The organism is Microbulbifer sp. YPW1, assembly GCF_013367775.1.
In the GTDB taxonomy this organism is placed as follows: Bacteria; Pseudomonadota; Gammaproteobacteria; order Pseudomonadales; family Cellvibrionaceae; genus Microbulbifer.
Genome location: NZ_CP055157.1, coordinates 4,031,927 through 4,047,335, shown reverse-complemented (window position 1 = coordinate 4,047,335; position 15,409 = coordinate 4,031,927). Strand labels below are relative to the sequence as shown.

Sequence of the window (15,409 nt, the reverse complement as noted above, 5' to 3'; positions counted from 1 at the left end):
TGGCACTGTCCGGGGTGCTAAAAACCAGGCAATTGGGCCGGCAGGTACATTGTCAGCTGCGGCGAATCGGGCAATTGAGGGAAAACCCAATGTGGTACGCATAGGTGAGAACCAATAAACTGGCTTTTGCCGGGCGTACTGCCAAAACAATCACACGGGTCTCAACCGGGTGATGGTCATCTAATCAAGGAGATAGCGTGTCACACTGGGTCTATCTTTCAGTGGCAATTGTCGCGGAAGTCGTGGGTACCTTGTTTCTGAAGAGCTCAGATGGGTTCTCCAAGGTAATTCCGAGCGTGATCGTTGTCGTATCGTACGCGCTCGCATTCTACCTGTTGTCAATTTCCCTGAAGTCTATTTCAGTTGGCATTGCATATGCTGTGTGGGCTGGGGCGGGTGTTGCCCTGATCGCGGTGGCTGGTTTTATTTTTTTTGGACAAAAGCTCGATATGGCTGCAATTCTTGGAATGGTGCTGATCATTTCCGGGGTTGTGATCATTAATGTCTTTTCTGCTAGTGCCGATCATGGTGGTGGCTAAGCCTGATAAGCCATGCCTAATCCCGCCGCAAATGATCCTTGATCGCAATCGGATTGGGGAAGTTCAGCACCACGATATACGAAGAAACCAGGAAGGTCAGAATCGCGGTGGCCTGGATCAGGTGCGAGGCCTTGCTCCCAATCAGCTGCTGGCTCACCGCAAGAAATGCGATCAATAGCGAGAACTCGCTGATCTGTCCGAGGCGAAAGCCGATATCCCACGCGAGTATCTTGCGTTCGCTTTGCTGTCCCAGCAGGTAGCGGAACACCACCGGTTTGATGACCAGTACAGCAATGGCTGCCACCAGTGCGGGGATCGCGATTTCCGGCACCATGTCCAGATGGAACTGCGCTCCCAGGCTGAAGAAAAACAGGATCAGGAAGAAGTCGCGCAAGGGCTTCAGGCTGATGGCGATGTATTGGGATATGGGGCTGGTGGCGAGGGTGATGCCTGCGATGAAGGCGCCGATTTCACGGGAGAGTCCGACAATTTCCGCCAGTTCTGCGAGGCCCATACACCAGCCGAGAGCGAGCAGGAATACGTACTCGTGGAAGCGGTCGAACTTGCTCAGCAGTGGTTGCAGCACGTAGCGTACAGCCGCCCAGGCAAACAGGATCAGCAGGGGCAGGGCGGCGAAAGACATTCCAAGCCTGGCAAAGTCCACGGAGCCGGTACTGCCGCTCAAAAGGATCATCAGGCAGGTAATGGCCACGAAGTCCTGAAACAGCAGCAGGCCGACCATCATTTCACCAAGGTGTTTGTGGTGCAGTACCGTCGTAGGCAGAAGCTTGATGCCGATGATGGTGCTGGAGAACATCATCGCCATGCCGATTACCCAGGATTCGGTATCGGTGAAGCCGAACAGGTGGCCGATGCCGTAGCCGAGGCCGAGGAAAATGCCGCAACTGATCAGGCCCACAAAGGTCGCCTTGCGCAGGACTGAAATCAGCGCCTTGGGCTGCATGTCGAGGCCGAGCAGGAATAGCAGGAAGATGATGCCGATATTGGACATCTCGGCCATCAGGTTGACGTTATCGATAACGGCAAGCCCCGAGGGGCCGAGCAGGCAGCCGAGGGCAATATAGGCTACAAGTAGTGGCTGGCGTCCCCACAGTGCGAGTGACGCGACGACAGCCGCGCCACTGAAGATCAGGAAAAACGACTGGAACAGGGAGGTCTCAGGCACTGCGCATCCTTGTAGCAGACTGGGCGATAGTGGTTGCTTTCATTATCGACCCTGAACCCCCGGTTTTTCAATGGCGGCTCCAAGTGGCGATGCTATCTGGCACTGAGGCAATCGGACGCCGCTTCCACCGCGCCCGACCTGCCGCCTCTCGTCCTGCCTTCCTTCGCTTATTGGAATGCCCACCTTAAAGTTTGAACCAGCGTAGATTCTCACCCTCCTGAGAAAGAATCGGCTGTTCGCATTTCTCTCCCGGCGGATTAGCCAGGATCGAGCGCGCCAGATGGATAAACTCTTGCAAAGGCGTGGCCAACTTTTCCGGTGCCGATGTATGCAGAGAGAATTCCAGCGGCATTGGCGCATCGGCTTCGATGCCCTGATAGCGCCACACACCGTGGCTGGCATCATACTGGTAGTAAGGCAGCATACGGTGGCCGTATTCGGCGATGAGCTCGATGGCGTCGATCAGGTAATCGACTGTCTCTTCATCCAGGAAGTAGTTGAAGTTCAGTCGCACCCAGCCGGGCTTGAGAATACTTTCGCCTTCACTCACCAGTTTTTCGATGGCGGTGCTCTGCTCGTCGGTGAGGTGGAGCAGGTGATGACCATAAGGGCCGGCACAGGAACAGCCGCCCCGTACCTGAATGCCGAAGAGGTCATTGAGCAGGGCTACAACAAACCCGTGATGCAGCGGTTTATCCTCGTGCAGCAGGTGCAGGGAGACAATGCTGACGCGCTCGGCTTCGGTGCCGCCCAGAATCTGGATGTTTTCGTTGTCGCTCCAGCGGGCGAAGGCGCGGCTGATCCAGGCTGCTTCACGACCCTCGATGACGTCTGCACCTACCTGATCTTTCAACGCAAATGCCATGCCCGCGCGCACGGACTCGACAATCGCGGGCGTGCCTGCTTCCTCGCGGCGTTCGCCCGCGGGAAGGTAGGTGTGCCGCGCCGCGCTTACCCAGGACACGGTACCACCGCCAGTGACCGAGGGCTGGTTTTCCGGTAACAGGTTACGCCGAACAACGAGTATCCCGGGGGTGCCGGGGCCACCGACAAATTTGTGCGGCGAAATAAACAGGGCATCTTTGCTGGATAGGCTGTCTTTACCCTGCACATCAATGCCGACATAGGGCGCTGCTGCGGCGTAATCCCAGAACGACAGGGCGTCGTTCTTATGCAGCAGGCGGGTGACCGCTTCGACATCGGTGCGGATACCGGTGACGTTGGAAGCGGCTGAGAAGCTGCCAATCTTCAGCGGCCGCGCTGCGTATTGATCGAGCGCTTCTTGCAGTGCATCAAGGTCCACGCCACCGGATGCATCCTGCGGAATGGTGACCACTTCCGCAATGGACTCCCGCCAGGGCAGGTCGTTGGAGTGGTGTTCGTAAGGGCCGATAAACACCACCGGTCTTTGTGCTTCCGGGATACTTCCGGATGTACCGCCAACGCGTGCATAGCCATCCACGCGCAAGCCCAGGCAGTCCACCAGCCGGTTGACTGCGGCAGTCGCGCCAGAGCCGCAGAAGATGATTGCGTGTTCATCTCCCGCATTTACGGATTTACGCACGGCGGCACGGGCCTGTTCGCGGAAGGCGGTGGTCTGGCGGCCGGTGGCAGAAGTTTCCGTGTGGGTGTTGGCGTACCACGGCAATACGTTGTGGCGGATGGTGTCTTCGATAAAGCTAAGCGCGCGACCGGAGGCGGTGTAGTCCGCATAAATTAGTGGGCGCTGGCCGAAGGGGGTATCCATTGGCATGCGTTCGCCAATGACGTTGTCGCGGATCTGCTGGAGCAGGGAGTCGGTTTTTGCATCGCTGGAGGGAGTGGTCGATGCCGGTTGTGCATGGCTGTGCATGGCTACCTCAATCTACTGTGCCCGCGGGGATCGCCCGCGGGCATGGCTAAAACAGTAATTGAGCTGCGGGTTTTAATCTCCCGGCGGTATGGGCAGTTGCGTAGTGCTTTTAATCTGCTCCATGGCGAAATTGGAGGCCACGTCGGAAATCCCCGAGTGGGCGATCAGCTTTTTGTAAAAGCGATCATAGGAGGCCACATCGCTGACCACGACCCTGAGAATATAGTCGTAGTCCCCGGCCATACGGTAACAGTCCACCACTTCCGGTAAATCTGCCATCGCGTTAGAAAAGGACTCCGCCCACTCTGCGCTGTGCTGATTGGTTTTTACCTGGGCAAACACGGATACCGGCAGGCCGAGTACCTCTGCATCCAGCAGGGCAACTTTCCGGCGGATGATGCCGCTCTTCTCCAATTTCTGAATCCGGCGCCAGCACGGGGTCTTGGTGAGGCCCACGCGCTCGGCCAGCTCTTCGATGGAGAGACTAACATCAGATTGAAGTATGGCAAGAAGTTGTCGATCAATCGCATCGAGTGAGGACATAGTGCTACAAATCTCCCGAAAAAGCGGGGATGGGTTCCATCGGAGTCGTTCAGGTGGCTCTCCATAGCAACAAAATACCCCAGTAATTTTGGCGGGCACGGCGGGATCCGACTTTCACAGGCTGTAAAAGAATCCTTTACCGTGCCCCTTGTCTTGCCGGTAACGATAATCTCAGTTCTGCGGCATCAGTAGTGGAATTATTCTCTGGGACTTGGGCGCGCGAATAGCGGGATCAAAAAAGCCGGGCAATGCCCGGCCAAACAACAGGGGTATGTTGGAAAATTGTCCTGAAGCTTTATGCGGCTTCCTTCGGTGGGAACAGCGGTTCGTAGAGGCCCGCGGCCATGGCCTCGCGCACGCGCGCCATCAGGTCAATCTCGGTGAGCTGCTGCAGTGTTTCCAGTTGGTCGAGCACATAGTAGATGGGCTGCACTATGTCGATCCGGTATGGAGTGCGCAGGGCGTCGACCACCTCGAAGGGCGCGCGAATGGGCGCATCGCTGAGCGCGTACAGCGTCTCCTTGGGGGAGGACAGGATGCCGCCACCGTAGATACGCAAGCCGTCTTCGGTGTTCATCAGGCCAAATTCCACGGTAAACCAGTAGAGGCGGGCCAGGTAGGCGCGCTCTTTGGGCGAGGCTTTGAGGCCTAGTTCTCCGTATTTCTGGGTGAAATTGGCAAACGATGGGTTGGTGAGCATGGCGCAGTGGCCAAAGATCTCGTGGAAGATGTCCGGTTCTTGCAGGTAGTCGAATTCCTCGGGCGTGCGGATGAAGGTAGCTACCGGGAATTTGCGCTCGGACAGCAAGCGGAAGAAAGTTTCGAATCCGATCAGGGCGGGGACCCGGGCGCACTCCCAGCCCGTTTCTCTGCGCAATACATCGCTGACCTCGGCCAGTTGCGGGATGCGATCGCGGGGGAGGTCGAGTAGCTCAAGGCCGTGCAGATACTCGTCACAGGCGCGGCCTGGCACCACTTCCAGCTGGCGTTCGATCAGGCGTCGCCAGGTGTCGTGCTCCAGGTCGGTGTACTCGATAAAGCCGTTGGCGTCCGGTTCACGGGCGACGTACTTGCTGGGCTTTTTATCACTGCTCATGAGGATCTCCTGAGTGCGCGGGCGGTTCAGATGCCGCCTCGTCTGTTTTTATCTTCTCTCTATTCTTAGACACTCCCGGCGTTGGATGGCAGGGGGCGGGACGCAGAATGCGATGTCGCCTCGGGGTTGGAGCTACACTTTTTGTAAATTAAAGTTTACATTTCGGGTATGAGAATAGAGATAACCTGCAGTGATCGTGTGGGAATATTGCAAGAAATAATGTCAATATTCTCGGATTACCGCGTTAATGTGCGATCTGGTGAGATTGGTGGCGACAGTGGAGACAAGGTCTACCTGTCTGCACCCGGTCTGCTGGTGGCCCAGTACCAGTCCATCGAGAAGTCCCTGCACCGGGTGCGGGGCGTGCGGCAGGTGCGTCGAATCGAGCTGATTCCGTCGGAGCGACGCCACTTTGAGCTGGATACGCTGCTCCGCCATGTGTCCTACCCGGTGCTGTCAGTGGATAGGGATGGTCTTATCGTGGCGGCCAATCAGGCGGCGGCACGGGCCTTCGGGGTGAGTCACAGCCAGGTGGCCGGAATGGCTCTGCAGCGTTTTCTACCGCGCCTGCAGCTGGCAGAACTGCTGCGGGGGATTACTGCGCCGCGATACGGGTTCCCGGTCACGGTGCGGGGACAGGAATTTGTAGTGGATTGGTCGCCCATCGCGTTGGCAGAGGCCCCGGGTGCGGTGGCCTCCCTGGCCGGAGCGGTGCTCACTATGCAGGCGCGGGGGGACTCCTCCGCGCAGGAGGCGCCGCCGCAACAGATCTTGTGGGATCTCGACAGGCGCCGGGACAGCTGCCTGCGGCTTCAGCAGATGGCGCCGCTGGATGAGCCGATGCTGATCTGCGGTGAGAAGGGCACCGGAAAGAGCACCTTCTCGAGAGCGGCGTACTACCTGAGCCCGATCGCGGCCCGGGGACAGCTTCGCGAATATGCCGGTATGGATTTCAGCCAGCGCCAGCTAGAAGAATTACAGGCCATGCCCGATGACACCATGGTGTTGCTGGATGATGTGGACCTTGCGCCCGCGCCGCAGCAGCAGGCACTTGCGGACTGTATTTTGCGGGGAAGAATTCGCCCGCGCCTGGTTTTTTCCGCCACTTCACTTGCGGCTCTGGCGTTGCCATTGCGCCAGCTGCTGGAGCCCCAGCAAATTACCTTGCCACCACTCCGGGCCATGCGTCCGGCACTCGCAGGGTTTATCCAATTGATACTCGAGGACTCGGCTGTCGCCCTGGATTCCGCTGCGGTCCACGCCCTGGCGTTACAGGATTGGCCGACGAATTTCGCGGGGTTGTCGGACTGTCTTAGTGCGGCGCTTGCCCATGTGCAGGGTCGTGGTGGCGCTACCCTGCGTATCGAGGATTTGCCCCTGGCGCCGGCAAATGAGCAGTTGCCCTGGCGGGATTGGGGGCGTGGTCTGACCCTGCCGGAACAGATGGAAAAGGTGGAGCGGGCCATTCTTGTAGAGCTGCTGGAAACACTGGGTCCAGGCCGACACTCTACCCGGGAGCTGGCACAGCGGCTGGGAATTTCCCACACCGCCGTTGCCAATAAATTACGCAAATTTGGCCTTAGCCTGGGCCAGGCTGCGCGCTAGCGTTCAATCCGGCCCAGCAGTATGTCCTTGAACATGACGAAATCGCCCCACAGGGAATAAAAGGGGTTTTTGAAGGTGGCCGGGCGATTGTGCTCAAAGAAAAAATGACCCACCCAGGCAAATCCATAGCCCGCAATGGGCATTACGGCCAGCAGGCCCCAGCGCTGTGTGACCAGTGCCGCAATAAGCAGGGTGATCACCAGGGCAGTGCCGATGAAGTGCAGGCGTCTACAGGTCAGGTTGCTGTGTTCTTTCAGATAAAACGGATAAAACGCCTTGAAGGAATCGAACTTTGGGGTATCCCCGGATTGGATGCTGGATTCGGTTTCGGGATTGTTCATCGCTGTCTCTATTGATTGTTCTTCTGCTCGTTGTTCGTATTGTGGCGTCGTCCCATTGTATGCGGCATCGGCGGCCTACACTGGTTTACACAGGACACTTGTCTGGCCGTGGTCTGGCAGTGTAAGTGGCCAGCGAATTTAGACCAATCAGTTCCAAATCTGTTAATGTTTGCGCCTCGTGATTTGTGATCACGTTTTCATTCTTACACGCAGGCATACGCAGGGTAAAACTATGGCCGGCCCTCTCGCACATTTAAAAGTCTTGGATCTCAGCCGCATACTCGCAGGCCCCTGGGCGAGCCAGGTACTGGCGGACTTTGGGGCGGAAGTCATCAAGGTTGAGCGCCCCGGAAAAGGGGATGATACCCGGCATTGGGGGCCTCCCTTTCTCAAGGATGCCGATGGCAACGATACCGGCGAGGCTGCCTATTACCTGAGTGCCAATCGCGGTAAAAAATCGATCACCGTGGATATCACCCAACCGCGAGGGCAGGAGCTGATCAAGCAACTCGCAGCGCAATGCGACATAGTGCTGGAAAACTACAAGGTGGGTGGGCTCAAGAAGTACGGCCTGGACTACCCGTCGATCAAGGCGATCAACCCGAAAATCATCTACTGCTCCATTACCGGCTTCGGGCAGACCGGGCCCTACGCCGCGCGCGCGGGCTACGATGCGATGATTCAGGGGATGGGCGGACTGATGAGCCTGACCGGCGTGCCCGAGGGGCAGCCCGGAGCCGGCCCGCAGAAAGTGGGCGTGGCGGTGGCCGACCTGATGACCGGTATGTATGCGGTTTCCGGAGTGCTGGCGGCAGTTATTCATCGGGACAGAACCGGTGAGGGCCAGCAGATCGACCTTGCCCTGCTGGATACCCAGGTCGCCTGGCTGGCCAACCAGGCCCAGAATTTTCTCACTTCCGGGGTGAGCCCGGAGCGCCAGGGAACCGCCCACCCGAATATTGTTCCCTACCAGGCGGTGCCCGCCAGTGATGGCTATTTCATGCTTGCGGTGGGTAACGATGCCCAGTTCAAGAAGTTTTGCAGTATTGCCGGGCTCGATAGCATTGCCGAGGACCCTGCCTATGCCACCAATTCCGCGAGGGTGGGGGCGCGGGAGACTCTGGTTCCGGTCATAGAGCGGGCGACCCAGGAAAAGCCCGCGGCCTGGTGGCTGGAGAAGCTGAGCGATGCCCACGTACCCTGCGGGCCGATCAATAATCTGGAACAGGTTTTCGCCGATCCACAGGTGCTGGCGAGGGGCATGGTGGTTGAACAGAAGCACCCCACTGCGGGCAGCGTGAAAACCGTGCGCAATCCTGTCGGTTTTTCCGAATCCGCGCTGGAATATCAAAACGCGCCGCCCACACTGGGGGCGCATACCGACGAAACGCTGGAGACCATGCTGTCGCTCAGTGCCGACGATATTGCGCAACTGAGACGAGACGGCGTGATCTGATTTCATTTCTTCAGGAGGCCTGGCATGTTCAATTTGCGACGAGCAATCCTGCTTTCGCTGATTTCGGCGGTGACCGCGACAGGGTGCAGCAAGGGCGACTCGGTACCACCGCAGGCTTCCGAGCCCGAGTTTTCTGAAAACGGGACTTCAGGAAGCGGGGCGTCGGAAGGTCGGGCTTCAGAACAGCTACAGCCGGTTGCCACTGGATCTGAAAATGCGCCTCCGCCAGAAGACGTCAAGCCGACCTACGACTGCGATCAGCAGCTCAGCAGTTCCATCGAGCAGCTGATATGTAGAGACAGTGGCCTTGCGCTGCTGGATCAGCAGATGGCCGAGGTGTTTGCGGCGGCGGCCAAGACGGAAAAAGCCCAGCAGGACCGCTATTTCAAGGCGCGCCAGCGGGGCTGGATCAAAGGGCGCAACGACTGCTGGAAAGCGCAGGACAAGCGCGCCTGTACCGAAGACAGCTACAAGCGACAGATCGCGACTTTACAGGCGCGGTACGCGCTGCTCCCCGGTCGCGGGCCCGTCACCTATCTCTGCGATGGCAGCGAAGTGACCGCGACCTACTATCCCACTGAGCCACCTGCCGCGATGGCGCAATACAAGGGGGAGGAGTCGCTGATGTTCATCGAGCCCACGGCCAGTGGCAGCCTCTATCGCGGTCGCAACGAAAGTATCTGGGAGCATCAGGGAGAGGCAAAAATTACCTGGGGTGCGGACGGTATAGAAATGCAGTGTAAAGTTCGCAGCTGATAGCCGAACATTTGCACGCCAAGAAGGGGGGAGTCGCGCCAAATTGCCGCGATGTATAACGCGTCTGGGCTAGTATCACTCCTGTAAGCGCGGCTTGTCCCGTGGTCTTTAAGGCGCAGCGCCCGCGAAATAATGCATAACAGGGAATGTTGGCATGAATGCGATCCTTCTGATGGTGCTCGGTCTTGGGGGTATGGCTGCCGGGTATTTTTTCTATTCGCGGTTTATTGCCGACCGTATCTATCGCTTTGATCCCGAGTTCATTACCCCGGCCCACGAGTTTGAGGACGGGGTGGACTATGTGCCCACCAGCAAATTTGTGCTCTGGGGGCACCACTTCACTTCTGTTGCCGGAGCTGCACCCATTGTGGGGCCCGCCATCGCCGTTATCTGGGGTTGGCTGCCTGCATTTTTGTGGGTGGTATTCGGCACTGTCTTTTTCGCCGGCGTACACGATAGCGGGGCCATCTGGGCCAGTGTGCGCAATCGCGGTCTGTCGATCGGCTCGCTGACCGGTCATGTCGTGGGCAAGCGCGCCCGCAGTATTTTCATGATTGTCATCTTCCTGGTCCTGCTGATGGTCAATGCGGTTTTCGGTGTGGTGATCGCAGGATTGCTGATCAAAAACCCCGGTTCCGTGGTTCCGATTTGGGGCGCGATTGCGGTTGCGCTGGTGATCGGGCAACTTATTTACCGTTTCAAATTCAATCTCGGGCTGGTCTCCCTGTTTGGTGTGGCGGCGCTCTACGGGCTGATCTTTATCGGCCCCTCCGTGCCCGTTTCCCTGCCGGAAACGGTGGCCGGGCTTTCCGCCAGCGCCGCCTGGATCCTTATTCTGTTTGCCTACGCCGCCATCGCATCCCTGTTACCGGTATGGGTGCTGCTTCAGCCACGCGATTACATCAACGGGCTGCAGCTGTTTGTGGGCCTGATCCTGTTGTATGCCGCGGTGCTGATCGGAAGTCCGCAAGTGGTGGCGCCAATGTTCAATCACAATGTGCCGGCGGGGGCGCCACCACTGATTCCGCTGTTGTTCGTCACTATTGCGTGCGGCGCGATATCGGGCTTTCACGGGCTGGTTGCCTCGGGGACGACCTCCAAGCAGCTGAACCGGGAAACCGATGCCCGCTTTGTGGGATATTTTGGCTCGGTGGGCGAGGGCGCCCTGGCCCTGGCGGCAATCATCGCCGCCTGTGCGGGCTTCGCCACTCTTGAAGAATGGCAGTCAGTGTACAGCGCATTCGGACAGGGCGGGGTGCAGGCATTTGTCGACGGTGGTGCGGTTATCCTGAATCGCGGTGTCGGCATCGATACGGCGATATCCGGCACCATATTGACGGTTATGGCGGCCCTGTTTGCCGGTACCACCATGGATACCGGCCTGCGCCTGCAGCGCTACATCTTCCAGGAATTTGGTGAAATCTACGGTATCCGCTGGCTTGGCAAGCCGCTGCCCGCCACGCTGATGGCCGTGGGGTGTTGCGTATTGCTCGCCTTCGGTGCCGGAGGTGCCGATGGCAGTGGTGGCCTGCTGATCTGGCCGCTGTTCGGTACCACCAATCAGTTGCTGGCGGGGCTTACTTTGCTGGTGATTACGGTGATGCTGGTGCGGTTGAAAAGACCGGTGTGGATCACGCTGGTACCACTGGTATTTCTGTTGATGATGACTCTGGCCGCATTGCTGATCCAGCTGAACGAGTTTTACCGTAAGGAAGACTGGTTCCTGCTGAGCCTGGATCTGGTTGTGCTGGTGGCTGCGATCCTGGTGACACTAGAGTGCGTTGCCGCCTTTCGCAAAACCGAAAAACAGCCAGTGGGCGAGGAGTTGTAGTTTCGCCTGTCCCTGCTTGTACAGCTTCGGGTAAAGCGTCGGGACCAACCTGAAGTCGGATAAACGGAGTTGAGGATGCGTGGATGGAACCATCGAACAAGGCGGTATTACCGAGAAACCTGAAGCTGGTTTTTCGCAGGATTGGTGAGCAGCTGGAAGCCTATTACAGTGGCCCTTATCGCAGTGCCCTGGCGCGCGCCGAGCGGGATGAAGAAGACCTGTTCATGCTGCTCGTGTACGCCGAATCCCTCGGAATCCCGAACCCGGTGAGTCTTTATACCCTGGAGTTGCAGCCGCTTATGCTGGAGCGCTTCCACGAGTGGCACCAGCGAATGGGAATGGAGCGCTCTCCGCTCGATGAGATGCGGTGTTGCTAATGGCTCAGAAAATGGCCGAAAAAACGGCGCAGCAACTGGATCTCGATACGCTTTTCAAGCGACGTCTACTGCTGGTCGGCGGCAAGGGTGGCGTCGGCAAGAGCTCGGTCGCTGCAACCCTCGCATTGATGGCCGCACAGCGCGGCCAGAAAACCCTGCTGGTTTCTACGGATCCTGCGCACAACCTTGCGGACATATTCGGGTGTCAATGTGACGGCGGAGAAGGGCGATTGCCGTGGCAAGACATTGCCCTGCGAGTGCTGGAACTGAATCCGGATACCGTACTGGACGATTACCTGGAATCCGTACGCAAGCAGATGCTGCCGCATATCTCTCTCAATATGCGCGGCCCGCTGGAAAAGCAATTACACCTGACCCGTCACGCGCCCGGGGCGGAAGAGGCCGCGTTACTCGACGCACTTACCCGTTTGATAAAACAGCGCGAAAACTACGACCTGATTGTCTTCGATACCGCGCCCACCGGACACACTCTGCGCCTGATGTCACTGCCAGGGCTGATGAATACCTGGGCCACGGGCCTGCTACAACAGAAAAAACACGCGGAACGATTCCGGGGTATTTTGTCTCGTCTTGAGCCCGCAAAAGATGGTGCAAAACCAGGAAATAGTGATGCGACACCAGCCGCCCTGGCGCCGCTGGTTGAGCGTCAGGCCCGCTTTCGCGACGCCGCGAGCGTATTGAAGGACTCGGAGCTTACCGGCTTTCTCTTCGTCATGACCCCGGAGCTTCTGCCCCTGCAGGAAACCCGCAGGGCGGTAGCGGCGCTGGATAGCCATCAGGTTCCGGTCGCCGGGCTGGTGCTGAATCGCATTCTGCCTGTGGAGGCTGAACAGGTGCCGTTCTTGCGTGGTGTCTATCGACAGCAGGGTGTGGTGCTTTCGCAGGTTGCAGAGCAGCTGTCCGCATTGCCGCAAATTCAAATTCCCATGCGCGGGGGCCTGATTCAGGGGATGGAAGGGTTGCAGCAGATGGCGGATGTGATGGCAGCTGCGGCGAAACCTGCGGCCCACAAACAAAAAAAGCCCGGCAGGGAGCCTGCCGGGCATTGATCGTATCCGTTGGCGGTGTGGCTCAGGCCAGTGCGCGACGACGGAAGATGGGAAGGGGCTGGTCCACGGCAGCCTGATAGCTGTCGGTGAAATCGCTCAGGGATTCCAGCAAGCCTTCCAGTGGTTGATCTCCCTGGTAGGCAAAGGCGTTGAAGCCGCAGCGGGTCAGGTAGGTCAGCTGGTCGCGGATAAAGTTGCCTACCGCGCGAATCTCACCGGTAAAGCCATAGCGTTCACGCAACAGTCGACCCACGGTAAAGCCGCGGCCGTCGGTGAATGCGGGAAAGTGTGCGGCGATCAACGGCAGCTCTGCGGCATATTCGCCGACCAGGTCTGCGGTTTCATCGCTGTCCAGCCATACACCGATCTCTTCCTTGCGTTCCTGCAAGTCTTCGCGCAATTCCAGCCATACACTGAGCGGCAGAATAACCTTGCCTGGGGCCAGGTTGTCGGCTGTGATTTCGGCTTCGTCACCCAGGGGCAACAGGTTCCATTCGTTGTCTGCAACGGCACCATCGAGTATCAGTTGCGCCGGGTTCTCCGGTTGCGCGCCCACCGGCTTCTTTACAGAGGACTTAGCTGGCTTTGGCATATACTCGCTCCTTGAAAGGCTGAAGCCCGATGCGGTTGTAGGTGTCGATAAACAGTTCTTCGGGCTGACGGTTTTCCGCGAACACATCGAGGATCTTGCCAATGGTCTCCGGCATTTCCTCGCGGGAGAAGCTCGGGCCCAGTACCTTGCCGAGGCTGGCTTTTTCGTTTGAGCTGCCGCCCAGCTGTACTTGGTAGAACTCCTCGCCTTTTTTGTCCACGCCAAGAATGCCGATATGGCCGATGTGGTGGTGGCCGCAGGCGTTCATACAGCCGGAGATGTTCAGGTCCAGGTCGCCCAGGTCGTACAGGTAATCCAGGTCGTCAAACTTGCGCTGAATTGCCTCCGCAACCGGGATGGATTTCGCATTGGCCAGGGAGCAGTAATCGCCGCCGGGGCAGCAGATCATATCGGTCAGTGTGCCGATATTCGGCGTGGCAAAGCCCTGCTTGCGCGCCGCCTGCCAGAGTTCGAACAGCTTTTCCTGCTCTACGTCGGCCAGAACCACGTTCTGCTCGTGGGTAACCCGCACTTCACCGAAGCTGTACTGGTCTGCCAGGTCGGCAATTGCCTCGAGTTGGCGGTCAGTCACGTCGCCGGGCGGAATACCGGTGGGTTTGGTGCTGAGGGTGACCGCCTGATAGCCGGGCACCCGGTGCGGGAAAGTGTTGCGCTCGAGCCAGCGGGCAAAAGCCTTATCTTCGCCGGCCTGGTCGCGCAGCACGGCTTCGCTGTGCCCGCTGTCGATAGTTTTGTAGGCGGGCTCCGGGAAGAAACGCTGGGCCCAGCTGATTGCTTCCGGTGTCAGTTGGTCGGCGCCATCTTTAATCTGCTCCCATTCCGCTTCCACGCGACGGGCAAACTCTTCCGGACCCAGTGCTTTCACCAGAATCTTGATGCGCGCCTTGAACTTGTTGTCGCGGCGGCCCAGCTGGTTGTATACGCGCACGATGGCTTCCAGGTAGGAGAGCAGGTGTTTTTCCGGCAGGAAATTGCGGATCGCGACACCGAGAATCGGAGTGCGGCCCAGGCCGCCGCCCACCAGTATCTGGAAGCCGGTCTCGCCCTGGTCATTCTTTACGATCTGCACGCCGATATCGTGGGCGCGAATGGCTGCGCGGTCTTGCTCTGCACCGCACACGGCGATCTTGAACTTGCGCGGCAGGAAGGCGAATTCCGGGTGGAAGGTAGACCACTGACGGATCAGCTCGCAGTAGGGACGCGGGTCGATCAGTTCGTCCCGGGCGACGCCGGCAAACTGGTCGGTGGTGGTATTGCGGATACAGTTACCGCTGGTCTGTACGGCGTGCATCTCCACTTCAGCGAGCTCGGCCAGAATGTCCGGCACATCCTCAAGGTTTGGCCAGTTCAGCTGTACGTTCTGGCGGGTGGTGAAGTGGGCATAGCCCTTGTCGTACTTGCGGGTGATATGGGCCAGGCGGCGCACTTGCGCGCTATTCATCAGGCCGTAGGGCACAGCGATACGCAGCATCGGTGCCAACCGCTGCACATACAGGCCGTTCTGTAGGCGCAGGGGCAAAAATTCTTCTTCTTTCAGCTCACCGGCGAGATAGCGTTCGGTCTGACCCCGAAACTGGGCCACCCGTTCCCGAACCAGTTTGCGGTCCTGTTCGTCGTATCGATACATAAGAGCTTGATTCCATTGCTTTTTTTACGCCGCTACGGGGCGTTAGAAGGGTGCTTTGGACCCTACCTGATACCCTGAGTGGCGCATAACATACCAGCCGCCTTATACAAAAAATAACAATTTTTTTCGCTACCTTAGTAACCGACGGTTATAAGAGCGAGGCAGACTGAGAAATGGCGATTTGCTGTGCTATTGCGCCTCCTGCGGGGATTTGATCTACTTGAGAAACCGCGTTTTCAAGCGGTACTGCTACCTTTAAAAACAATAATGATTTCTTGAGTGACGGAGTATTCCGATGAACGATCAAGTAGCACGAGATGTAGTAGTTGTATCAGACGATAGCGATAATGCAGTAGACGCCATTGCGGCGGTTGCTCTGGTGGCAATTTTCGTCGCCACCTGTATTTTCTGGGTTGCCTCACAGGGCTGAATAAAGCCTGCGGGCTCTGTCTGTAACAGGCTGGAGTGCGTAGGGTAGGTCCTGCTGATCCGCTTTTCATCAAAAGCGGATCAAAAG

15 protein-coding genes are annotated in these 15,409 nt (G+C 58.1%); 8 read left to right on the top strand and 7 right to left on the bottom strand.

Annotation, left to right across the window (positions count from 1 at the left end):
• Nucleotides 1–197 precede the first annotated feature (197 nt).
• Nucleotides 198–539: an SMR family transporter gene (locus HUW35_RS16435; RefSeq protein WP_181253292.1), complete on the top strand. Its 342-nt coding sequence runs from the start codon at nucleotides 198–200 to the stop codon at nucleotides 537–539.
• 16 nt (nucleotides 540–555) lie between these two features.
• On the opposite strand, the gene HUW35_RS16430 is transcribed toward HUW35_RS16435, so the two are convergent.
• From HUW35_RS16430 to phhA, 4 genes are all read right to left on the bottom strand, one after another.
• Complete coding sequence (locus tag HUW35_RS16430; protein ID WP_181253291.1) at nucleotides 556–1,725, bottom strand: cation:proton antiporter; 1,170 nt, start codon at nucleotides 1,723–1,725, stop codon at nucleotides 556–558.
• Nucleotides 1,726–1,909: 184 nt separating this feature from the next.
• Nucleotides 1,910–3,577, bottom strand: coding sequence for an aminotransferase class V-fold PLP-dependent enzyme (locus tag HUW35_RS16425; RefSeq protein ID WP_181253290.1), 1,668 nt, complete (start codon nucleotides 3,575–3,577; stop codon nucleotides 1,910–1,912).
• 72 nt (nucleotides 3,578–3,649) lie between these two features.
• Complete coding sequence (locus HUW35_RS16420; RefSeq protein ID WP_078085925.1) at nucleotides 3,650–4,120, bottom strand: Lrp/AsnC family transcriptional regulator; 471 nt, start codon at nucleotides 4,118–4,120, stop codon at nucleotides 3,650–3,652.
• A 295-nt stretch (nucleotides 4,121–4,415) separates the two neighbouring features.
• A complete protein-coding gene (gene phhA / locus HUW35_RS16415; protein ID WP_181253289.1) occupies nucleotides 4,416–5,216 on the bottom strand; it encodes a phenylalanine 4-monooxygenase in 801 nt (266 codons plus the stop codon).
• A gap of 219 nt (nucleotides 5,217–5,435) precedes the next feature.
• Between phhA and HUW35_RS16410 the strand changes: the two genes are divergently transcribed.
• Entirely contained in the window at nucleotides 5,436–6,821 is a 1,386-nt protein-coding gene (locus tag HUW35_RS16410) for a TyrR/PhhR family helix-turn-helix DNA-binding protein (RefSeq protein ID WP_181253288.1), read from the top strand.
• On the opposite strand, the gene HUW35_RS16405 is transcribed toward HUW35_RS16410, so the two are convergent.
• Nucleotides 6,818–7,162, bottom strand: a complete 345-nt coding sequence (locus HUW35_RS16405; RefSeq protein ID WP_181253287.1) for a DUF962 domain-containing protein — start codon at nucleotides 7,160–7,162, stop codon at nucleotides 6,818–6,820. The genes HUW35_RS16410 and HUW35_RS16405 overlap by 4 nt on opposite strands.
• A 232-nt stretch (nucleotides 7,163–7,394) precedes the next feature.
• On the opposite strand from HUW35_RS16405, the gene HUW35_RS16400 reads away from it, so the two are divergent.
• The 5 genes from HUW35_RS16400 (at nucleotide 7,395) to HUW35_RS16380 (ending at nucleotide 12,652) form a co-directional block, all read left to right on the top strand.
• On the top strand, nucleotides 7,395–8,618 hold the full coding sequence (locus HUW35_RS16400) for a CaiB/BaiF CoA-transferase family protein (protein ID WP_181253286.1): 1,224 nt from the start codon (nucleotides 7,395–7,397) through the stop codon (nucleotides 8,616–8,618).
• A 24-nt stretch (nucleotides 8,619–8,642) separates the two neighbouring features.
• Nucleotides 8,643–9,374 (top strand): MliC family protein, encoded by a 732-nt coding sequence (locus tag HUW35_RS16395; protein WP_181253285.1) that lies wholly within the window; start codon nucleotides 8,643–8,645, stop codon nucleotides 9,372–9,374.
• Nucleotides 9,375–9,528: 154 nt separating this feature from the next.
• Nucleotides 9,529–11,205 carry a carbon starvation protein A gene (locus HUW35_RS16390; RefSeq protein ID WP_181253284.1) on the top strand — a complete coding sequence of 559 codons (1,677 nt, stop codon included), beginning with the start codon at nucleotides 9,529–9,531 and terminating at the stop codon, nucleotides 11,203–11,205.
• Nucleotides 11,206–11,288: 83 nt separating this feature from the next.
• Nucleotides 11,289–11,582, top strand: coding sequence for a cory-CC-star protein (locus HUW35_RS16385; protein WP_219932612.1), 294 nt, complete (start codon nucleotides 11,289–11,291; stop codon nucleotides 11,580–11,582).
• Nucleotides 11,582–12,652 (top strand): ArsA family ATPase, encoded by a 1,071-nt coding sequence (locus tag HUW35_RS16380; RefSeq protein WP_181253283.1) that lies wholly within the window; start codon nucleotides 11,582–11,584, stop codon nucleotides 12,650–12,652. The genes HUW35_RS16385 and HUW35_RS16380 overlap by 1 nt, the downstream gene beginning before the upstream one ends.
• 22 nt (nucleotides 12,653–12,674) lie before the next feature.
• Here HUW35_RS16380 and HUW35_RS16375 read toward each other — a convergent pair whose 3' ends face one another.
• Nucleotides 12,675–13,244 (bottom strand): DUF934 domain-containing protein, encoded by a 570-nt coding sequence (locus HUW35_RS16375; RefSeq protein ID WP_181253282.1) that lies wholly within the window; start codon nucleotides 13,242–13,244, stop codon nucleotides 12,675–12,677.
• Nucleotides 13,228–14,892 (bottom strand): nitrite/sulfite reductase, encoded by a 1,665-nt coding sequence (locus tag HUW35_RS16370; protein ID WP_181253281.1) that lies wholly within the window; start codon nucleotides 14,890–14,892, stop codon nucleotides 13,228–13,230. Before HUW35_RS16370 ends, HUW35_RS16375 begins: the two co-directional genes overlap by 17 nt.
• Nucleotides 14,893–15,187: 295 nt before the next feature.
• Between HUW35_RS16370 and HUW35_RS18920 the strand changes: the two genes are divergently transcribed.
• Nucleotides 15,188–15,322, top strand: a complete 135-nt coding sequence (locus tag HUW35_RS18920) for a hypothetical protein (protein ID WP_255463351.1) — start codon at nucleotides 15,188–15,190, stop codon at nucleotides 15,320–15,322.
• Nucleotides 15,323–15,409 lie beyond the last annotated feature (87 nt).